Origin of the sequence: Klebsiella sp. WOUb02 (assembly GCF_050058015.1) — a bacterium.
GTDB lineage: Bacteria > Pseudomonadota > Gammaproteobacteria > Enterobacterales > Enterobacteriaceae > Klebsiella.
This window is the reverse complement of the sequence record NZ_CP170110.1, coordinates 3,323,722-3,344,075: the sequence shown is the minus strand read 5'-3', so window position 1 is coordinate 3,344,075 and position 20,354 is coordinate 3,323,722. Positions and strand designations below refer to the sequence as shown.

The following is a 20,354-nucleotide window of genomic DNA, read 5'->3' as shown; positions in this document are numbered from 1 at the left end:
TTTAACATGAAGGTTTCGCGTCGCCGACGGTCAGGCATGCTGATTCTCTTGTCGGGCGTAGCGGCGGCGCAGCAGCGTGAAGAACTGCTCCACCGATTGCCCGAGGGTGCCGTCGTTATTCAGCGTCAGGCAGTCCGTCGGCGCGTAGCGCGCGGCGCGCTCAAGCCGCTGGGCGATCTCCGTTTCGTTCTCCCGGCCGCGCTGCTGCAGGCGCTGGCGCAGCACCTCCGGCGTGACCTGCAGGCAGATGGGCAGCAGGGCGTCGGCGTAGCGCGCCCGGGCCTGCGGCAGGTGTGCGCGGGAGCCGTTGGCCACCACGTCGAAACCGGCGTGCAGCCAGAGGTCAATTTCGATGCCAATCCCGTAGTAATTGTTATTGGCGTGCCAGCTGAGGGCAAAAAGCTGACGCTCGGCGCGGCTGAAAAACTCCTGCTTGCTGAGGGCGATATGATTCTCGCTCCCGGCGTTAAAGGGGCGCGTAATATAGCGATGCGCAACCAGCAGCTGCGAGTGCTCGCGCTGGCGGAGCGCCGCCAGCAGGCTATCTTTTCCTGAGCCGGAAGGCCCCACCAGCCAAATCAGTTTCCCGGACATTAGAAGACCCTCTTTCCCTGACGCCAGACGTGGTCGATATGCACATGCTCCCCGCGGCGATGGGCCAGCACGAGGTCGGCGCGTTTACCTTCGGCAATGGCTCCGCGATCGCCTAGCCCCAGCGCCTGCGCCGGATTTTTGCTCACCAGGCGAATCGCCTGCGGCAGCGTGAAGCGGTTGCCGTCGTCATCGGCGATGCGGAAGGCGGCATCCAGCAGGCTGGCGGGATAGTAATCGGATGAGAGAATATCCAGCAGATTATCGGCCGCCAGCCGGTGGGCGGCGACGTTGCCGGAGTGCGAGCCGCCGCGCACGATATTCGGCGCTCCCATCAGCACGTTCATGCCGTGCTGACGCGAGGCCTCTGCGGCGGCTAAGGTGGTAGGAAATTCGGCGATCGTGCTGCCAAGCTGGTGTGATTCGACGACATGTTCGCGGGTGGCGTCATCGTGGCTGGCGAGGGCGATTTTCCGCTCGCGGCAGATGGCGGCGATGGTCTCGCGGTTCGGCTGCGACCAGGCCGCCGCCAGCGCCATCTGCTCCTCCTCGAAGCGGTCCATCTCTTCGTTGGTCAGATGATATTTTCCCTGATAGTAATCGCGGTACTTGCTGCGGTCGGCGTACTGGCGCTGTCCCGGAGAGTGGTCCATCAGGGAGACCATGCTCACCGGCTCGCGGCCAACCAGCTTCTCAAACAGCGGCAGGGTGGTGTGGTGCGGCAGCTCGCAGCGCAGGTGCAGGCGGTGCTCGGCGCGATTAACGCCGCGCTTTTGCGTCTCTTCGATGGCGTTGATCATCTTCTCCAGATTCTCCAGCCGGTCGCCGCCGTCGCGGACGTCGCCAATGGCCACCGCATCCAGCACGGTGGTGATCCCGCTGGCGATCATTAGCGCATCGTGGCTGCTCATCGCCGAGTGGGCGGGCCAGTCAACCTTCGGGCGCGGGGTAAAAAACTTGTCAAGATTATCGGTATGCAGCTCGATGAGCCCCGGCAGCAGCCAGCCGCCCTCGCCGTCGATTGCCTGCGGCAGCTGGCTTTGGCTTTCGGCAAACGCGTAGATCATGCCCTCCTGCACTTCCAGCGAACCGTTCACCACTTCATCTTCGAGAACCAGTTTTACATTGTTGATAATCATGCTGTTATTCCCATCGGATGCAGCCGATCGGCCACCAGGTTGCGTGTTGTTTCATCATGGAAAATGCCGACGATAGCCGCGCCGCGCGCTTTGGCTTCGTTAATCAGCTCCACCACCGCGGCGCTGTTTTTGGCGTCGAGGGAGGCGGTAGGCTCGTCGAGTAAGAGGATCGGATAGTCAACGGCGAAGCCGCGGGCGATGTTGACCCGCTGCTGCTCGCCGCCGGAGAAGGTGGACGGGGCAAGGTGCCACAGGCGTTCCGGGACGTTCAGGCGCGTCAGCAGGCGCGCGGCCTTAGCGGCGCACGCTTCGCGCGGAATGCCGAGATCGAGCAGCGGCTGCATCACCACCTCCAGCGCTGAAATCCGCGGGATGACCCGCAGGAACTGGCTGACCCAGCCGATGGTGGTTTTACGCACCTCCAGCACCTTGCGCGCCGGGGCGTTCACCAGGTCCACCCACTCGTCGCCGTGACGGATGTGAATATGCCCGCTATCCGGCAGATAGTTGGCGTAAAGCGAGCGCAGCAGGGTTGATTTACCGCTGCCGGAATGGCCGTGCAGCACCACGCACTCTCCGGCGTTAACCGTTAGCGAAGCGTCGGCGAGCACCGGCAGGCGAACGCCGTTTTGCTGATGCAGGACAAAGGTTTTATGTACGTTTTCAACGCGGATAGCGTTCATTTGTTGCCTCATAGTGCCTGAGTTTCCCCGCAGGCGGCGCGATGCGCCCCTCTGGGCTACCTGACCCAGCGAATGTGTCGCGGGCTAGTTCTGCAAGACCGACGACACCAGCAGCTGGGTATAGGGATGGTGCGGATCGTCGAGCACCCGGTCGGTTAAACCACTTTCCACCACCTGACCCTGCTTCATCACCAGTAGGCGGTGAGCCAGCAGGCGCGCAACGCCGAGATCGTGGGTGACAATCACCACCGCAAGGTTCAGCTCCACCACCAGGCCGCGCAGCAGGTCGAGCAGGCGCGCCTGTACCGACACATCCAGTCCGCCGGTGGGTTCATCCATAAACACCAGCTTCGGCTGGGTGACGAGATTGCGGGCGATCTGCAGGCGCTGCTGCATGCCGCCGGAAAAGGTGGTCGGCAGGTCGTCGATGCGCGATGCCGGGATCTCCACCTCTTCCAGCCAGCGCCCGGCGGTGGCGCGAATATTGCCGTAGTGGCGCGCGCCGGTGGCCATCAGGCGTTCGCCGATATTGCCGCCCGCTGAAACCTGGCGCCGCAGGCCGTCCATCGGGTGCTGATGCACCACGCCCCACTCGGTGCGCAGCAGGCGGCGGCGATCCGCTTCGCTCATCGCGTACAGCGAGCGGTTGTGGTACAGCCCCTCGCCCTGCTGCGGCGCCAGGCGCGCGGAGATGGCCTTCAGCAGGGTGGTTTTGCCGGAGCCGGATTCGCCGACGATGCCCAGCACTTCCCCCGGGAACAGTTCAAAAGAGACATCGCTGAAACCCTTGCCCGGCGCGTAGAGGTGGGTCAGATTATTGACCGCAAGTAACGGTTGGCTCATTTTTGTTGCGCCTCGCTCTGTTGGCGGCAGTAGTCGGTATCGGAGCAGACAAACATGCGCTTGCCGCTGTCATCCAGCACCACTTCATCAAGATAGCTGTGGCGCGAGCCGCAGATGGCGCAGGGCTCATCCCACTCCTGCACGGTGAACGGGTGATCGTCGAAATCGAGGCTTTCCACCGGCGTAAACGGCGGCACCGCGTAGATGCGCTTTTCGCGCCCGGCGCCGAACAGCTGCAGCGCCGGCATCATGTGCATTTTCGGGTTATCGAATTTCGGGATTGGCGACGGGTCCATCACGTAGCGGCCGTTGACCTTCACCGGGTAGGCGTAGGTGGTCGCAATGTGGCCGAAGCGGGCAATATCTTCATACAGTTTTACCTGCATCACGCCGTACTCTTCCAGCGCGTGCATGGTGCGGGTTTCGGTTTCGCGCGGCTCGATAAAGCGCAACGGCTCCGGGATCGGCACCTGGAAGATCAGGATCTGATCTTCCGTTAGCGGCGTTTCCGGGATCCGGTGGCGGGTCTGGATCAGCGTCGCGTCTTCGGTGCGTTCGGTGGTGGCGACGCCAGTCACGCGGGTGAAGAACTGGCGAATCGATACCGCGTTGGTGGTGTCGTCGGCGCCCTGGTCAATCACCTTCAGCACGTCGTTCTCGCCAATCAGGCTGGCGGTCAGCTGGATGCCGCCGGTGCCCCAGCCGTAGGGCATCGGCATTTCGCGGCCGCCGAACGGCACCTGATAGCCGGGGATGGCGACGGCTTTCAGAATGGCGCGGCGGATCATGCGCTTGGTTTGCTCATCAAGATAGGCGAAGTTATAGCCGGAGAGGGTGTTAGCCACGTTCGTTCTCCCGTTGCAGGCGTTTCAGCAGCGCCAGTTCGGCCTGGAAATCGACATAGTGGGGCAGCTTAAGGTGCGAAACGAAGCCCGCGGCCTCGACGTTATCGGCATGGGCCAGCACAAACTCTTCATCCTGCGCCGGGCCGGCCGCCTCTTCGCCGTACTCCGGCGCCTGAAGCGCGCGGTCAACCAGCGCCATCGCCATCGCTTTGCGCTCGCTCATGCCGAAGGTCAGGCCGTAGCCGCGGGTGAAGTGCGGGGGCTCGTCTTGCGGAGCGACAAAACCGTTGACCATTTCGCATTCGGTCATCAGCAGCTCGCCAATATTGACCGCAAAGCCCAGCTCCTCCGGGACGATCTCTACCGCCACGTAGCCGCTGCGTATTTCACCGGCAAACGGGTGGTTGCGGCCGTAGCCGCGCTGGGTCGAGTAGGCCAGCGCCAGCAGGTAGCCTTCGTCGCCGCGCACCAGCTGCTGCAGGCGCGATGAACGCGAACAGGGGTAAACCGGCGGGCTGCGGGTGATATCGTCAGGCTCGGCGAGGGTTTGCCGTTCCGCTTTCGCCAGCCCCTGCTGTACCAGCAGGTTAAAGACGTGCGGCGTGGCTTCCGGCGGCTGCTCAGTGGTTTTCAGCGCCGGCGTCTCGCCGTTGGCCAGCAGGGTAAAATCGAGCAGGCGGTGGGTGTAGTCATAGGTCGGGCCGAGCATCTGGCCGCCGGGGATATCTTTATAGACCGCCGAAATGCGGCGCTCCAGACGCATTTCGGCGGTATTTACCGGCTCGCTCACCGCCAGCCGCTGCAGGGTGGTGCGGTAGGCGCGGAGTAAAAAAATGGCTTCGACGCTATCGCCGCTGGCCTGCTTGAGCGCCAGCGCCGCCAGCTCGCGATCGGCGATGCCGCCTTCGGTCATCACCCGGTCAACCGCCAGGTTCAGCCTGCTGGGTAATCTGTTCCACGCTAATTTCAGGAAGCCGTCCATCGCCTCGTCGTTTGTGTTCCTGAAGGGCGTGAGCGGCGACTATCGCCTTCTCACCGCCTTTGACGGCAACGTACATTAGCAAACCTCCACGTGGGTGGTGCGCGGGATGGCCAGCAGACGCTCTCCGCAGGTGAGGATCAGGTCAATGCCTAAGGGGAACGGGTGCGGGCGCTCGGTCAGTTCATCAATGATGCAGTCCGGCAGCTGCGGAGCGATCATCCGCTCTTCGGCAATGCCGGCGCCGGTCAGACGCAGCATGCGTCCGCCGCTAAGGCTGGGGAGCTGGACGATCAGCGTTACGCCGGATTCCGGAGCGACAACGGTGCCGGCGGAGAGCTCGTTCAGCTGTTCGGCGCTGATACGCTCGTTGGTGACGGCGAAGACCGCCTGCTGCGGCTGCTCAACCAGCGGCGCGCCGGTATGAAAACGCAGATTCTGGCCGACAAGATCGTTATGCAGCGCCGCGGTAAACCATACCGGCGTGTCGCGATCGGCGAGGGTCAGCAGAAGACTGGTAGAGGCGACGTTCAGCGGCTGCCAGCCGTGCTGCAGCTGCTGCAGGGAGACGATCACGCCCGGCTCGCTCATGGCCTTCAGCAGGCGACGAAAACTGTGTTGGGCATCCTGCGCCGGTAGGGTAAAGGCGGTTTGTAGGGTCATGCGTTATCTCCGCGAACCAGAGTAAAGAAATCTACCCGGCTGGCGTTGACTTCGGCGCGTCGGGCTTCAATGCGCGCGCTTCGTAGTTCTTCCAGCGGGGTAATCAGGGTTTCCATTAAGGAATGAAAGTGGTGCGGCGACTGCATCAGCGCATCGATGGCCGCGCAGCGTTCGGCATGGAGGCGATCGCGCCCCAGTATCCAGCTGTAGCCGATCGTGCCGTCGGCGAGACGGATCGCCGCCCGGGTCAGGGTGGCGTCCCCGGCGAAGAAACGATCGCCGATGCCCCCCATGCGCGCCTGCAGCTGCACCAGGCCGGTCTCCGGGGCGCGAATGGATTCGTACTGCGGCGCCAGCTGCAGGGTCTGCATCCGCGCCTGCAGCTCCTGCGGTTCACTGTGGGCCAGCACGGACATCCAGCGCTGGCGGGTTGCGGTATCAAAGTGCATTCAGTGCTCCATGGTGAATTCGATCATGTCCGCCCGGGTCAGGCTGACGGAGTACTCCGTCGCGTTCTGTTCGCCGGGACGGTGGTTGAGGGTTCTTACGCACAGCAGCGGCGCCATGTTGGGGATCCCCAGAATGTTGCTCTCTTTGGCCTGCGCGCGGCGGGCGCTGATTTTGGTGCGCGCGCGGGTCAGCTCGACGTCCAGCTGCTGGCGCAGAAAATCGTGCAGCGAACCCTGGCTGAAGGTTTGCAGCGCGGGCCAGAAACGCAGGTCGGTGAAGTAGTGGTCGATCAGGCACAGCGCGACGCCGTTCACCCGGCGCAGGGTGCGCAGATGGATGACGTTATCGCCTTCGTTGATGGCAAAGGCCTCGGCGACGTGGCTGCTGGCCGGGCGCAGCACCGACAGCAGTTTTTCGCTGGTCGGATGGCTTCCCTGCTCCAGCAGGTTCTGGCTGAAGCGCGCCTGGGCGTTCAGCGGATAGTCGATCGGCCGCATCAGCACCAGCACGCCGACGCCATGACGGCGCTGCACCCAGCCGCGTTCAACCAGCTGGTCTATCGCCCGGCGCAGGGTATGGCGGTTGACCTCAAAGCGGGTGGCCAGACTGCTGCTCCGCGGGCAGATAGTCGCCGCAGCGGTAGTTATGACGAAGCTCTTGCTCAAGCCTGGCGGCAATTTCCTGATACCGGGTTGGATAACTGGTCGGATGTCTGGATAAGTACATGTCAGTCGAGCCTCACTAAGCAGAAGAAGGGATTTCCCTCTGAGAGTGGCCCGATCCTGACCTGTTTTTGTGACATTGCGGTTAAAACATAATGACCGCAGGATGAAGAGTTAGCGCCAGGGCGATGACAGGGCGGGAGAACCCGCCCGCAGGGAAAGCGTTAAGGCTGCTTGACGACGTTCACCATCCACGGGATGCCGAAGCGATCGAAAAGTTTGCCGAAGCCGTGGGCCCAGAAGGTTTCCTGCCAGGCCATTTCGACGCGTCCTTCAGCGGCGAGGCCGTCAAACCAGCGTTTACCCTCATCCAGGTCCTGAGTGTCGAGTACCAGGGTGAAGCCGGCGTAGCGTTCGCCGTCGCTGGTGGGACTGTCGCACAGCATCAGCTCGCTACCCGCCACGCGCAGGCTGGCGTGGGCGATACAGTCGGCGGAGAGATGCTGGCCGGAAGGGCAGCCGTCCTCGGCGTCCCGCATATTCTGCGGCATTTCGCCGTAGGTGATCTGGTGGACAAGCTCCGCGCCAAGCGCCTGCTGGTAGAACGCGATGGCCGCAGCGCAGTTGCCGCTAAAGGCGATATGGGGGCTTAAAGACATAATCATGACCTCAGATAACGAATGACCCATTAAGCGTAGAGGGTGCATGGCGATTTAAGCCAGGCGGCGAGGTCAGGAGGAGGGCGGAGAAAATAGCGGCCTGCGCCAGGCGGCGCGCAATCATGGCGGATGAGGCGGGAAACAGGCGGCGATGGCGCCCGGGTATATGCGTTTATTTCCCCGGCCGCTGGGGCTTGCCGGGAAAATAACGATCCTGCGAGGAGGAAATAGCGTTAGTTCTTTTTGACGAACTCGGATTTGAGCTTCATCTGACCAAAACCGTCAATTTTGCAGTCGATGTTATGATCGCCTTCTACCAGGCGGATATTCTTCACTTTAGTGCCGATTTTCAGCATCGAAGAGCTGCCTTTAACCTTCAGATCTTTAATCACGGTGACGCTGTCGCCGTCGACGAGTAAATTGCCGTTGGCGTCTTTCACCGTCAACGCATCATTCTCTTCGGCCGGTTCGGCATTGTTCCATTCATGGGCGCATTCCGGGCAGATAAACATGCCGTTGTCTTCATAGGTGTACTCAGAATGGCATTTAGGACACTGTGGGAGTTGCATGGCGTTCCTCGTGATTACTGTATAAAACAGGCCCTTGGCCCGCTAAAAGGCGGCTGATAGCCGAAAGTGGCTGCTATTATAGCGCACTGCCGGCCATTTGTCGGCCACTTTTTCCGCGGATACCGCAGCGGGGATATTCTGTTTTTCGATCAAATATCGGCGATATTCACCGTGCTGCCGGTCAGGGGATATTCACAAATAAATCACTGCTTGCGCATCTTCATTGCGCTTATTAATGCTGCTCGTCCCGATAATATGGCGAACAATTTTTCGTGAAGTTGATCCCAAATTTAAACGCTGTTAGGGTAAAAAGGCGAGTTCGTAAATTCATCAGGTCTATTCGTAGCTCTATTTATTGATTCATTTACGCCAGAGCAGGCGTCAACAGGTTCGGTTGTACGGACTGTCAGCAGACAGTGCAGGCAAACCTGCTACGCTTGAGAAGAGGAGCACGGCAATTCGCCGCTCCCAACGCACGACGCAAACGGTATTGCTGTTTGGCGGAGATTCGTGCGCTCACGGCGAAGCTTTAGAGGAAAAATATGCTTAAAAGGAAAAAAGTAAAGCCAATCACTCTGCGGGATGTGACCATCATTGACGATGGCAAGCTGAAAAAAGCGATCACCGCGGCGTCGCTGGGTAATGCGATGGAGTGGTTCGATTTCGGCGTATACGGCTTCGTGGCCTACGCCTTAGGTAAAGTCTTCTTCCCCGATGCCGATCCCAGCGTGCAGATGATTGCCGCGCTAGGGACATTCTCCGTTCCGTTCCTGATTCGTCCGCTAGGCGGCCTGTTCTTCGGCATGCTGGGCGATAAGTACGGTCGGCAAAAAATTCTGGCGATAACCATCGTTATCATGTCGATCAGTACCTTCTGTATTGGCCTGATTCCGTCGTACGCGTCGATTGGTATCTGGGCGCCGATTCTGCTGCTGCTGTGTAAGATGGCGCAGGGCTTCTCGGTGGGCGGAGAGTATACCGGCGCCTCGATCTTCGTCGCCGAATATTCGCCCGACCGTAAACGCGGCTTTATGGGCAGCTGGCTGGACTTCGGCTCCATCGCCGGGTTTGTCCTCGGCGCGGGCGTGGTGGTGCTGATTTCCAGCGTGGTCGGCGAGGAGAACTTCCTCAGCCTGGGGCTGGCGCTTGCCGTTCTTCCTCGCGCTGCCGTTAGGGCTTATCGGCCTCTATCTGCGCCACGCGCTGGAAGAGACTCCGGCGTTCCAGCAGCACGTTGATACCCTCGAGCAGGGCGATCGCGAAGGGCTGCAGGATGGGCCGAAGGTCTCGTTCAAAGAGATTGCCACCAGACACTGGCGTAGCCTGCTGACCTGTATCGGTCTGGTGATCTCCACCAACGTGACCTACTACATGCTGCTGACCTATATGCCGAGCTACCTGTCGCATAACCTGCACTACTCGGAAGATCACGGGGTGCTGATTATCATCGCGATTATGGTCGGGATGCTGTTTGTGCAGCCGGTTATCGGCATGCTCAGCGACCGCTTCGGCCGCCGTCCGTTTATTCTGATTGGCAGCGTGGCGCTGTTCGCTCTGTCGATTCCGGCCTTTATCCTGATTAACAGCAACGTTATCGGCCTGATTTTTGCCGGCCTGCTGCTGCTGGCGGTGGTGCTGAACTGCTTTATCGGGGTGATGGCTTCTTCGCTGCCGGCGATGTTCCCGACCCATATCCGCTTCAGCGCGCTGGCCAGCGCCTTCAACATCTCGGTGCTGATTGCCGGTCTGACGCCAACCCTGGCGGCCTGGCTGGTGGAAAGCACGCAGAACCTGATGATGCCGGCCTACTATCTGATGGTGATTGCGGTTATCGGCCTGATCACCGGCGTGTCGATGAAGGAGACGGCGAACCGTCCGCTGAAAGGGGCGACGCCTGCGGCATCGGATATTCAGGAAGCGAAAGAGATCCTCGGCGAGCACTACGATAACATCGAAAACAAAATCGAAGATATCGATCAGGAAATCGCCGATTTGCAGGCGAAACGTTCCCGCCTGGTGGACCAGCACCCGCGAATTAACGACTAATTCATTCGCCAGGAACGACAACAATGCCGCCGCGGGCCTCCCGGGCGGCATTTTTTATGGCCGCTCAGGCGCCATCCGGCGGCAGGCTCCGTCGCCGCTCCCGGCTGAGCCGGCGGTACTGCTGCGGCGGCATGCCGACGTACCGGCTAAAGGTGCTGTAGAAGCGGCTGCTGGAGCGAAAGCCGGCGGTCAGGGCGATATCCAGGATGGTTTTGTCGGTGTCGCAGAGCAGGGCGCGGACGTGGTTAATACGCATGGCGGTGATGTACTGCTTCATGGTCTGCTGCATCACCCGTTGAAAAATGCCCATCGCGTAGTTGGGGTTGAGCTTAACGTGTTCGGCAACCGCATCGACGGTCAGCGCCCGATCGTAGTGCGCGGCGATAAATTCGAGCATCTGGCTGACGTAAAACTGCGCGTGCCGCGAGACGCTGTGCTTATGCGTTCGCGAGGTTTTGTTGACCAGAATCGGCTGCCAGCCAGAGAGGCTAAAGCGCTTGAGCATCAGGGCGATCTCTTCGATCGCCAGCTGGCGGATCTGCTCGTTGTCGCTGGCGAGCTCCTGCTGCCAGCGCTGGACCTCAAAGACGCTGAGCTGCTGCGCCGCGAGGGATTTAATGACCATCCCGTGGGTCACGTTGTTGATCAGCTCCCGGTCCAGCGGCCAGGACAAAAACAGATGCATCGGCAGGTTGAAGATGGCCATTTGCCGGCAGCTGCCGGGGCGGGTGAGCTGATGCGGCGTACAGGCCCAGAACAGAGTGATATAGCCCTGCTTGATGCTCACTACCTCGTTGTTAATCAGATACTCCACGTCGCCGTCGAAAGGGACGTTAACCTCCACCTGACCGTGCCAGTGGCTGGTGGTCATGGCGTGCGGGGTGCGCAGCTCAATATCCATGCGCTGATACTCAGAGTAGAGCGCCAGCGGGCTGCGGGTGTTTTTCTCGTCGCTGCTGCTCATATACGAGTCGGGAGGCGGCGTAAGTGTTTTTTCCATGAGGCTGCGGATTCCTGAATCGTCATAGTTGCTGTTTTTTTGCACCGGTATACGCCTATCCTAGCGGATTAAAGCGCCCGTTTTCTCTCCTTTTCCGCCATATTGTTCCCGAAAGCTTAGATTTTGTGGCGGGTAACGGCCGATCTGAGTTTCCGGGAATGCTCTGCCGGGAAGAGGGCAGCGCGCGGCGCGTCCGGCGTGTCACGCTGCGGGTGTTCAATGACCTTTCGGAGAGAGCACTATGTCTGCCCCAAAAATTACCTTTATCGGCGCTGGCTCAACGGTTTTCGTTAAAAATATTCTCGGCGACGTTTTTCAGCGCCCGGCGTTGAAATCGGCGCATATCGCGCTGATGGATATCGACGCCGACCGCCTGGAAGAGTCGCATATCGTGGTGCAAAAGCTGATGGACTCCATCGGCGCTCACGGCGAAATTAGCTGCCATCGCGACCAGAAGGCCGCGCTGATGGACGCGGATTTTGTGGTGGTCGCTTTCCAGATTGGCGGCTACCAGCCGTGTACGGTAACCGATTTTGAGGTCTGCAAGCGACACGGGCTGGAGCAGACCATCGCCGATACGCTCGGTCCGGGCGGGGTTATGCGGGCGCTGCGGACCATTCCGCACCTGTGGCGCATCTGTGACGATATGACCGAGGTCTGCCCGAACGCGACGATGCTCAATTACGTCAACCCGATGGCGATGAACACCTGGGCGATGTACGCGCGCTATCCGCATATCAAGCAGGTTGGCCTGTGCCATTCCGTGCAGGGCACGGCGGAAGAGCTGGCGCACGACCTTGATCTCGACCCGGCGGATCTGCGCTACCGCTGCGCCGGTATTAACCACATGGCGTTCTACCTGTCGCTGGAGAAAAAGAGGGGCGACGGCAGCTACGTCAGCATCTATCCGGACATGCTGCAGGCCTTTGCCGAAGGGCGCGCGCCGAAGCACCGCGAGAACTCGCGCTGCCAGAATATCGTTCGCTATGAGATGTTCAAAAAGCTGGGCTACTTCGTGACGGAATCGTCGGAGCACTTCGCTGAATATACTCCGTGGTTTATCAAGCCGGGGCGTGAAGACCTGATCGCCCGCTATCAGGTGCCGCTGGATGAATATCCGAAGCGCTGCGTCGAGCAGGTGGCGAACTGGCATAAAGAGCTGGAGATGTATAAAACCGGCGATCGCATCGATATTAAGCCCTCGCGCGAGTACGCCAGCACGATTATGAACGCCATCTGGACCGGCGAGCCGAGCGTGGTATACGGCAACGTGCGCAACGACGGGCTGATCGACAACCTGCCGCAAGGGTGCTGCGTGGAGGTCGCCTGCCTGGTGGACGCCAACGGTATTCAGCCCACCAAAGTTGGCAAGCTGCCCGCGCACCTGGCGGCGCTGATGCAAACCAACATCAACGTCCAGACCCTGCTGACCGAGGCGATCCTCACCGAGAACCGCGATTACGTCTATTACGCGACGATGATGGATCCGCACACCGCGGCGGTGCTGGGAATTGAGGAAATCTATGCGCTGGTGGACGATCTGATAGCCAGCCACGGCGACTGGCTGCCGGCCTGGCTGCGGCGTTAATCCTTCCTCCGTCGTCGGGCCGCCGGGCCCGACGATATCCGCCGCAATTTCATTTCCCGCGGCATCCCCGCCGAAATCTCCCCGACACCCTGAACGGGCCGCAGCATCATAAAAGATGACGCGCTGCGCTATGGCCGACGCCGCGGCAGATGATAAAACCCGCGGATTTTGCGCGAGCGTAGGCGAAAATTCGCTGAGCTAGCGCGGGTTTTCTCTTCATTTTTCACCAAAAAGCACAAGAAGTTAATCTCTGATAGTTATCTATTAATTCTCTAATTGTTCTCTTTTTGCGGTCGTTGATTTTAATTTTATCTGATATGGCTCTTTAATTTCTCAGAATTGTCTCTTTTTTGCGCTATTGCGCGGTCGCCTAACGCTTGCTACTCTTTTGTAGTCTTATTTTTTCTCTTATTTGTCGCAGAGACGGAGCGATACGATGCGCATTTTTATCGATGATGGTTCAACCAATATCAAAATGCTGTGGGAACAAGATGGTGAAACATTGACCCATATCAGCCCGAACAGCTTCAAGCGTGGATGGTCCGCCACCTTCGGTACCGGGAAGCCCTATAACTACACCGTGGATGAGGAGAAGTACTCTTTCGACCTGATTACGCCGGATGCGTTGCCGACCAACAATATCGAATGGCAGTACAGCCCGCTGAACTCCATCGCCGTGCATCACGCTCTGCTGACCAGCGGACTTGAGCCGCAGGATGTGGAGATCGTGGTGACGCTGCCGCTGACCGAGTTTTACGACGAAGATGCCCAGTACCGCCTCGACAATATCGAACGCAAGAAAAAGAGCCTGCGCCGCGCGGTCAAACTCAACAAAGGCGAAGTGTTCAATATCACCAAAGTCACCGTGCGCCCGGAGTCTATCCCGGCCGGTATCAGCCTGTGCGATGAGCTTAAACCGTCACACTCCGTACTGATTGTCGACCTGGGCGGCACCACGCTGGATATCTCGATGGTGGCCGGCCAGATGACCTCGGTTTCGCGCATTTTTGGCGACCCGAAGCTGGGCGTATCGCTGGTAACCGATGCGGTGAAGCTGGCGCTGGCCAGAGCGAATACCGACACTTCCAGCTACAACGTCGATCAGATCATCATTAACCGCGATGACGATGCCTATCTGGCTGACAACATCAACGATCCGGATGCGGTCTCCGATGTGAAAAAGGTGATTGCCGGAAGCATCGAGCGGCTCACCACGCGCGTGCTGACGACCATTGATAGCTTTAAGGGCTATTCTCACGTGATTGTGATTGGCGGCGGCGCGCCGCTGGTGGCGGACGCCATCCGCGCGCGGGTAGGCCTGCGTGACGATCGCTTTGTGGTCGCTGATGAACCGCAGTTTGCGCTGGTTCGCGGTCTGAAAATAATAGGCTAAGGAGCGGGTATGACTCTGGAACGCAGAAAGGTTCTGATTTACCTGCGCCCGGATATCAGCGCCAGCGAGCGCTTTGCCGATGCCAAAATTGAGGCCCATCATCGTGGCGATCGCGGCGAAATGTCGCGTACTGCCCTGCTGGCCGGCCTCGCGCTGGGAGAAATTGACGGGCGCTTACCGTCAATGCTGGCGGCGTTACTGGCGGAAGATACCCGGCCGGAGATGTTGCGTACGATGCTGGCATCATTTCTGGAAATTCAGCCCGCCGTCGCGGCCTCTGCTCCGAATGCTGCGCCGGCGGCGCCGGCACCGGCACCGGTGGCAGAAGAGGTGAAGGCGACGGAGAGCATTTCCGCCCGTAATCTTGCCGGCTCGCTGCCGGATTAAGCCCCGCTTTCGCGGATAGCGGCTTAACGTCTGGGCCGGGCGACGAGACGAAGTTCATTTCCGTCGCCCGGCTCTGCGTAGCGCAAGCCGGGAGGGGGCAGATTAGCCGTGGGTCAGAAAGCGCGCCAGCTGCTGGTGCAGCTGCCGGTTCTCGCGGGTCAGGCGCGCGTTCTCATCCAGCAGCGTCAGCGCCACGGCGATACCGGGCCAGTCGAGCTCCAGCTCGCGGCGCAGGCGCACCGCGCGGTGCACGATCGTTACCGCGCTGTCGTCAAACAGCCAGACCTCGGTTTGCGGCTGGCGCGGTTCAATCATCCCGAGGCCGACGATTTCGCTAAGCTCGTCTTCAGAAATGCCGGTATGCAGACAAAACTCGGTGATGGAGAACGTCACTGTCATCTTCGCCATTATGCTTTCCCCCATGTTTTACGCGGCTCGAAGCTCGCCTCTGCGTCCGCGAGCTGCTGCCAGAGCGCGCTGGTTTTTTCGTTTGGCTTCGGCGGCATAACGATTTTTATGACCGCAAACAGGTCGCCGGTGGCGGTTTTGCTCGCCAGCCCTTTGCCTTTGATGCGCAGGCGTTGACCCGGCTGGCTGCCTGCGGGGATCGTCAGCAGGATGCTCTCTTTGAGGGTGGGGACGGTCACCTTAGTGCCCAGCGCGGCTTCCCACGGGGCCAGCGGCAGGACGATTTCCAGGTTATGGCCCACGATATCGAACAGCGGATGCGGGGCAATATGGATAACCAGCCACAGGTCGCCGTTCGGCCCGCCGTTCTCGCCCGGCGTCCCCTGGCCCTTCAGGCGGATGCGCTGGCCGTCGCTGACGCCGGCGGGGATTTTCACGTTCAGCGTTTTAGGCGTTTCGCTCTCGACCATGCCGAAAATGTTATACACCGGCAGCCTGTAGCTGATGGTGCGGGTCTGTTCGGCAAGCGTCTCTTCGAGGAATACCGCGACTTCGATTTCTAAATCGTGGCCGCGTGCGGCCTGCTGGCGCCGGGCGTGGTGCGCCTGTTGGCCAAACATCGAGGAGAAGATATCGTCGAAGTCCTGCTGGCTGTAGTTCTGCTCGTGGGGGGCCTGCTGCTGGCCAAAGTGCGGATCGTTGCGATGCTGCCAGAGCTCGTCGTACTCCGCGCGGCGCTGCTCGTCTTTCAGCACCTCCCAGGCTTCGGCAAGATCTTTAAACTGGGCTTCAGCATCGCTTTCTTTGCTGACGTCGGGGTGATATTTACGAGCCAGGCGACGGTAGGCGGTCTTAATGGTTTTTAGATCGTCCGTTGGCTTAACCCCTAAAATGGCATAATAATCCTTTAATTCCATATCGTTATCTCATTTTCACAAAGTGGGGTGGTAACAACTTTCCCCATTAAGCTTAGGGCAAATGAAAACGCCTGTGAGAGGAATGTGCCTGAAACTTGACGCCGTCGGGATCGACGGCGAAAGAGGGAGCGGCGAGCGGCGAGCGGCCCGCTGGCCTGAATTTTTACCCTAGCTTCGACGCAGCCCTTCGGCGATCACCAGCCCGGCGCCAGCGGCCCCGGCGATTGTCGGGAGCGCGTCCGGCGCCGTGGGGAACAGCTGAATAATGGTCGGATCGGTGACCAGCATGGCGCCGGCAATCCAGCCGATTAACGCGCCGCCCAGCAGGACAATGGACGGAAAACGATTCAATATCGCCAGCACCAGCTTACTGCCCGCGACGATGATCGGAATGCTGATCAGTACCCCCAGCGCCACCAGAATCAGGTGGCCCTTGCCGGCGGCGGCCACCGCCAGCACGTTATCGAGGGACATAATGACGTCTGCCACCGTGATGGTGACGGCGGTTCGCCACAGGCTGCTGGAGTTGCTGACCTCTTCGTTCTCCTCCTGATTGGCGACCAGCCTGATACCAATCCATAGCAGCAGCAGAGCGCCGATTATTTTGAGCCACGGTAAAGAGAGCAGATAGATCGCCACGACCAGCAGCAGCACGCGGGCCACGATGGCGCCAAAGGTGCCGATAATGATTGCTTTAGTGCGCAGATGCGGCGGCAGCTTGCGGCAGGCCATGGCAATGACCACCGCGTTATCGCCGCCAAGCAGCAGGTCGATAGCGATGATTTGCAGCAAAATGACGGTAAAATCCCACTGAATAACTAGCTCGTTCATGCCTGACTCATCTAACCGGGAAAGCGCCTTCCCCAGGGTAAAGGGAGGGGCAAGGGTACTCCCGTTCGACCGCGTTGACCACCGTTCGGGTGAATAGCAGCGGCGGCGCGTCTGCCCGTGGTTGAAAAATAAAGTTACGAATCAATGCATCGCCTGATGATTATTCGCGGGTAAAAGAGTGCTACTTTGTCTCAACAGACTTACCTGCCGTTTACCTATCGCAAGGATCATCCTCATGTCCGGCTCGAAAAAAATAGTGACCCTCGCCTTGATTAGCGCCACGCTGCTTCCGGCCCTGGCTATCGCCGCTGATGCCCCCGCAGCCACCTTTACGCCGGAGCAGGAAGCGCGCATCGGCAAAATTGCCGCGGATTATTTAGTCGCTCATCCGGAGGTGCTGCTGCAGGCAAGCCAGAAGCTGCAGCAGATTCAGCAAGAGCAGCAGGCCAGCGCCGCGACCCAGGCGGTGATTAAGAACCAGGCCGCGCTGACCCAGGATAAAAATACGCCGACCTACGGACCGGCGGATGGCAAGGTCACGGTGATCGAATTCTTTGATTACCAGTGCATTTACTGTAGCCGCCTGGCGCCGGTGATGGAGCAGGTGATTAAGGAAAATCCGCAGACCCGCTTCGCCTTTAAAGAGTGGCCTATTTTCGGTAGCCGCTGGGAAACGTCGCTGACCGCGGCGAAAACCGGGATGCAGATTTACCAGCAACTGGGGGCGGAAGCCTACCTGACCTACCACAACGGGATTTATGCCACCGGGCATAACGAGGGCAAGCTGACGGCGGCGGATATTCAGCAGCAGGTGAAGAAGGTCAATTTCGACGCGAAAAAGGCCGCGGACGTTGAGCCGGCGCTTGAGGCGACTAACCAGCTGGCGCAGGAGATTGGCTTAAGCGGCACGCCGGGCGTTATCGTCATGCCGACCACCGGGGCGACCGAAGCCACTATCACCGTCTTCCCGGGTCTTGCCGATAAAGACTCGCTGGATGCGGCGATCAAAAAAGCCGGCGGTAACTGATGGTCAGGCGGCGCTGAATGCGTACACCTCCGCCGCGCGGGGAGGCGCAAGCCGCCTTTGATATTTATGCTATACGCCCGCGGGTCGATTAGGTTACCGCCCCGGGTTTTATGCGCAAAGCCCGTAAAGCACGCCAGCGGGGCTGGTTATGGATAAGCCATACCTGCTACCGCGGCGTCGAGGTTCCGTTATTTCTGATGCGGTTACCCTGACCAAATAGCTTGTGTCGGAGCGTTCCATCGGAATACGCCTGCGGATAGCGGCCTCTTTGCTGTAATTCCGGGATCAGTAATTCTATCACTGCGCTAAAATCACCCGGCGCGATGCCGTAGGTTAAGTTGAATCCATCAACGCCGGTTTCGTCAATCCACTCCTCGAGCTGGCCGGCCACTTCCGCGGGCGAGCCGACGATAATCGGCCCGCGGCCGCCGAGCCCGATAAATTTCACCGCTTCAGCGACGGTCCATTTATGGTTTGGGTTGCTGCGGGTAAAAGAGGCCAGCGCCGATCTTCCAGCGTTATTCTCAATATATTCAATAACCTGATCGGGTTTTAAATCAGAAAGATCGAGACCCGTCCAGCCGGAGAGTAACGATATTGCCGACTCGAAATCGATATGGCGTATGTAGTCATCTAATTTTTCCCGGGCGCGCTGAGAATCTACATCCACAATGAGTAAAGCCTGCGCATAAATGAGCTGCTCGTGGGGGCTGCGGCCGGACGCTCGCAGGCTCTCGCGGAGATCGCTGGCCATTTTCCTGATCACGCTTTTGGTGGGCCCGCTAATGAAAACGCACTCCGCGTGTCTGGCGGAAAAGGTTCTTCCCCGCGCGGAAGTCCCTGCCTGAAACAGTACCGGCGTTCTCTGAGGAGAAGGTTCGGTCAAATGATAGGCGGAAAGGGTAAAGTATTTACCCTGATGGTCTATTTTATGTATTTTCTGCGCGTCGAGATATTGGGCGGTATCCGGATCTTTTATAATCGCCTCGTCCTCCCAGCTGTGTTCCCATAATTTATACAATACTTCCAGATATTCATCGGCAAGGTCATAACGCTGGTCGTGATCCAGCTGCTTATCCAGGCCGAGGCTCCGGGCTGCGCTATCTAAATAACCGGTGACGATATTCCAGCCGACCCGGCCATTGGTTAAATGGTCTAAGGTGGACATCCTGCGTGCAAAAGGAAAGGGGTGCTCATAGGTTAAGGAGAAGGTCACGCCGAAACCTAAATTCTGCGTTACGGCGGCCATCACCGGAACAATCAATAAAGGATCGTGAACCGGAAACTGTACTCCTCCCTTAATAGAGGCTTGCGCATTCCCTTTATAAACATCATAAACTCCCATAACATCAGCGATGAAAACCGCATCAAATAATCCTTTTTCAAGCAAGCGGGCCAGGTTTTGCCAGTATTCAATGCTGTTGTGTTCGCCGCTTCTGTTGTTCGGATGCCGCCATAGCCCGGGAGACTGATGGGTGGTTGAATTCATCGTAAAGGCATTAAATCTGATTTTTTTTACCGCCATGATGGCAATCTCCCGCTCGTTATGGATTATTTTTTACGAAAGATTTTGGGTAAACAATATCCCCGACGGTGATTTTCTGCGGAATAAGATTTAACTCCTGGAAAGTATCCGCAACCTGCTGCTGCTCTTTGATGACCGGCGGCGTTATTGCTCCCGCCTCATAGTTTCGTCTTTTAGTCGCTAATAGCAAAACGTCTGGCGTTATGCCCAACTGCGGAGCTAACTTTTCCGCGACTTCTTCTGGATGGTTATTTGCCCACTGGCTGACTTTTTCCAACCGGGAGAAGAAGATCTTAACCGTCTGTGGATTATTGTTCACAAAATCTGTGGTGCTTAAATAAAATGTCCGGTTATTGCTCAGGCCTTCTCCGCTGCGAAGAACATGTACCGGCAATTTTTTTTCTGCGGCTGCGAGGAACGGATCCCACAGCGTTGCGGCGTCCACGCTGCCTGACTCCAGCGCAGCGGTGGCATCGGCCGCGCTGCTGACGTAAGCCGGTTTGATATCCTGATAAGTTAGCCCGGCCTGTTTCAGCGCCAGCGCTAATAAATATTGCGCATTCCATCCACGACCGGTAGCAATCTTTTTCCCTTTTAAATCCGCAACCGATTTGATGGCCGAGTTATTGTTAACCACGATACCGATCCCGAGAGGATTAGGCTTCTCGACGGCGAGATATGTAATTGATTTACCCGCAGCCTGAGCAAACACCGACGGAGCATCAGCGGCATGGCCGATATCGATAGCGCCGGTACTTAACGCCTCCAGCAGCTGGGGACCGGCGGCAAATTCGTACCATTTAACCGTGATATTTTGGTCTTTTAGCGCCTTTTCCAGCTCACCGCTTCCTTTTAATATATTAATGGAGTTGAATTTCTGATAGCCCACTCTTAATACTTTTTGCGGCGCCGCTGAGACATTAACGGATATAAGTGACAGCAGGGCGATGATGGCGATAAAATTTCTGGTAATGTTAAGTTTTAGTTTATTCATTGGATGATGCCCGTTTTATGTTTATTTTTTAATGATATCTTCTCCGCGAGTTCGGTCAATGAGGATGTAGGGCTTACCAGAAAATGTCATTTGGTTATGCGATATCCGCATAAAAAAATTTATTATGGTGGTATTTTGCATTCGGCGTGAAGGAC

21 protein-coding genes and 2 pseudogenes are annotated in these 20,354 nt (G+C 58.5%); 6 read left to right on the top strand and 17 right to left on the bottom strand.

What is annotated here, in order from left to right:
• Nucleotides 1–30: 30 nt before the first annotated feature.
• The 11 genes and pseudogenes from phnN to ABOC21_RS23145 form a co-directional block, all read right to left on the bottom strand.
• A complete protein-coding gene (gene phnN / locus ABOC21_RS23195) occupies nt 31–594 on the bottom strand; it encodes a ribose 1,5-bisphosphokinase (protein ID WP_426813425.1) in 564 nt (187 codons plus the stop codon).
• Complete coding sequence (phnM, locus tag ABOC21_RS23190) at nt 594–1,730, bottom strand: alpha-D-ribose 1-methylphosphonate 5-triphosphate diphosphatase (protein WP_426813424.1); 1,137 nt, start codon at nt 1,728–1,730, stop codon at nt 594–596. Before phnM ends, phnN begins: the two co-directional genes overlap by 1 nt.
• Complete coding sequence (gene phnL, locus ABOC21_RS23185) at nt 1,727–2,413, bottom strand: phosphonate C-P lyase system protein PhnL (protein ID WP_426813423.1); 687 nt, start codon at nt 2,411–2,413, stop codon at nt 1,727–1,729. Before phnL ends, phnM begins: the two co-directional genes overlap by 4 nt.
• An 84-nt stretch (nt 2,414–2,497) precedes the next feature.
• Nucleotides 2,498–3,256: a phosphonate C-P lyase system protein PhnK gene (gene phnK, locus ABOC21_RS23180; RefSeq protein ID WP_426813422.1), complete on the bottom strand. Its 759-nt coding sequence runs from the start codon at nt 3,254–3,256 to the stop codon at nt 2,498–2,500.
• Nucleotides 3,253–4,101, bottom strand: a complete 849-nt coding sequence (locus ABOC21_RS23175; RefSeq protein ID WP_095104511.1) for an alpha-D-ribose 1-methylphosphonate 5-phosphate C-P-lyase PhnJ — start codon at nt 4,099–4,101, stop codon at nt 3,253–3,255. The genes phnK and ABOC21_RS23175 overlap by 4 nt, the downstream gene beginning before the upstream one ends.
• Nucleotides 4,094–5,159 (bottom strand): annotated as a pseudogene (locus ABOC21_RS23170) (carbon-phosphorus lyase complex subunit PhnI). The gene ABOC21_RS23175 and the pseudogene ABOC21_RS23170 overlap by 8 nt, the downstream one beginning before the upstream one ends.
• A complete protein-coding gene (phnH, locus tag ABOC21_RS23165) occupies nt 5,159–5,743 on the bottom strand; it encodes a phosphonate C-P lyase system protein PhnH (protein ID WP_426813421.1) in 585 nt (194 codons plus the stop codon). Before phnH ends, ABOC21_RS23170 begins: the two are co-directional and overlap by 1 nt.
• Nucleotides 5,740–6,192, bottom strand: a complete 453-nt coding sequence (phnG, locus tag ABOC21_RS23160; RefSeq protein WP_426813420.1) for a phosphonate C-P lyase system protein PhnG — start codon at nt 6,190–6,192, stop codon at nt 5,740–5,742. Before phnG ends, phnH begins: the two co-directional genes overlap by 4 nt.
• Nucleotides 6,193–6,919, bottom strand: a pseudogene (gene phnF / locus ABOC21_RS23155) (phosphonate metabolism transcriptional regulator PhnF).
• Nucleotides 6,920–7,079: 160 nt separating this feature from the next.
• A complete protein-coding gene (yjdN, locus tag ABOC21_RS23150; RefSeq protein WP_426813419.1) occupies nt 7,080–7,514 on the bottom strand; it encodes a VOC family metalloprotein YjdN in 435 nt (144 codons plus the stop codon).
• Nucleotides 7,515–7,747: 233 nt separating this feature from the next.
• Nucleotides 7,748–8,083 (bottom strand): zinc ribbon domain-containing protein YjdM, encoded by a 336-nt coding sequence (locus ABOC21_RS23145; protein WP_426813418.1) that lies wholly within the window; start codon nt 8,081–8,083, stop codon nt 7,748–7,750.
• A gap of 542 nt (nt 8,084–8,625) precedes the next feature.
• Here ABOC21_RS23145 and ABOC21_RS23140 point away from each other — a divergent pair.
• Nucleotides 8,626–9,321, top strand: coding sequence for an MFS transporter (locus ABOC21_RS23140; RefSeq protein ID WP_426813417.1), 696 nt, complete (start codon nt 8,626–8,628; stop codon nt 9,319–9,321).
• On the top strand, nt 9,230–10,129 hold the full coding sequence (proP, locus tag ABOC21_RS23135; RefSeq protein WP_426813416.1) for a glycine betaine/L-proline transporter ProP: 900 nt from the start codon (nt 9,230–9,232) through the stop codon (nt 10,127–10,129). The genes ABOC21_RS23140 and proP overlap by 92 nt, the downstream gene beginning before the upstream one ends.
• A 64-nt stretch (nt 10,130–10,193) precedes the next feature.
• Here proP and melR read toward each other — a convergent pair whose 3' ends face one another.
• Nucleotides 10,194–11,129, bottom strand: coding sequence for a transcriptional regulator MelR (gene melR, locus ABOC21_RS23130; protein ID WP_426813415.1), 936 nt, complete (start codon nt 11,127–11,129; stop codon nt 10,194–10,196).
• 241 nt (nt 11,130–11,370) lie between these two features.
• On the opposite strand from melR, the gene ABOC21_RS23125 reads away from it, so the two are divergent.
• The 3 genes from ABOC21_RS23125 to ABOC21_RS23115 all read left to right on the top strand — a co-directional run bounded on the left by ABOC21_RS23125 (nt 11,371) and on the right by ABOC21_RS23115 (nt 14,497).
• Entirely contained in the window at nt 11,371–12,717 is a 1,347-nt protein-coding gene (locus tag ABOC21_RS23125) for an alpha-glucosidase/alpha-galactosidase (protein ID WP_426813414.1), read from the top strand.
• Between the two features lie 436 nt (nt 12,718–13,153).
• Nucleotides 13,154–14,110, top strand: a complete 957-nt coding sequence (parM, locus tag ABOC21_RS23120) for a plasmid segregation protein ParM domain-containing protein (RefSeq protein WP_426813413.1) — start codon at nt 13,154–13,156, stop codon at nt 14,108–14,110.
• 9 nt (nt 14,111–14,119) lie between these two features.
• Nucleotides 14,120–14,497 (top strand): plasmid partitioning/stability family protein, encoded by a 378-nt coding sequence (locus ABOC21_RS23115; protein WP_426813412.1) that lies wholly within the window; start codon nt 14,120–14,122, stop codon nt 14,495–14,497.
• Nucleotides 14,498–14,599: 102 nt separating this feature from the next.
• Here ABOC21_RS23115 and cbpM read toward each other — a convergent pair whose 3' ends face one another.
• From cbpM to ABOC21_RS23100, 3 genes are all read right to left on the bottom strand, one after another.
• A complete protein-coding gene (cbpM, locus tag ABOC21_RS23110) occupies nt 14,600–14,905 on the bottom strand; it encodes a chaperone modulator CbpM (protein WP_426813411.1) in 306 nt (101 codons plus the stop codon).
• Nucleotides 14,905–15,822 carry a curved DNA-binding protein gene (gene cbpA / locus ABOC21_RS23105; protein WP_426813410.1) on the bottom strand — a complete coding sequence of 306 codons (918 nt, stop codon included), beginning with the start codon at nt 15,820–15,822 and terminating at the stop codon, nt 14,905–14,907. Before cbpA ends, cbpM begins: the two co-directional genes overlap by 1 nt.
• Before the next feature lie 168 nt (nt 15,823–15,990).
• Entirely contained in the window at nt 15,991–16,653 is a 663-nt protein-coding gene (locus ABOC21_RS23100; protein WP_426813409.1) for a TerC family protein, read from the bottom strand.
• Nucleotides 16,654–16,888: 235 nt separating this feature from the next.
• Between ABOC21_RS23100 and ABOC21_RS23095 the strand changes: the two genes are divergently transcribed.
• Nucleotides 16,889–17,680, top strand: a complete 792-nt coding sequence (locus tag ABOC21_RS23095; protein WP_426813408.1) for a DsbA family protein — start codon at nt 16,889–16,891, stop codon at nt 17,678–17,680.
• Nucleotides 17,681–17,846: 166 nt separating this feature from the next.
• On the opposite strand, the gene ABOC21_RS23090 is transcribed toward ABOC21_RS23095, so the two are convergent.
• Nucleotides 17,847–19,205, bottom strand: coding sequence for an LLM class flavin-dependent oxidoreductase (locus tag ABOC21_RS23090; protein ID WP_426813407.1), 1,359 nt, complete (start codon nt 19,203–19,205; stop codon nt 17,847–17,849).
• Nucleotides 19,206–19,224: 19 nt separating this feature from the next.
• A complete protein-coding gene (locus tag ABOC21_RS23085) occupies nt 19,225–20,199 on the bottom strand; it encodes an aliphatic sulfonate ABC transporter substrate-binding protein (protein WP_426813406.1) in 975 nt (324 codons plus the stop codon).
• Nucleotides 20,200–20,354 lie beyond the last annotated feature (155 nt).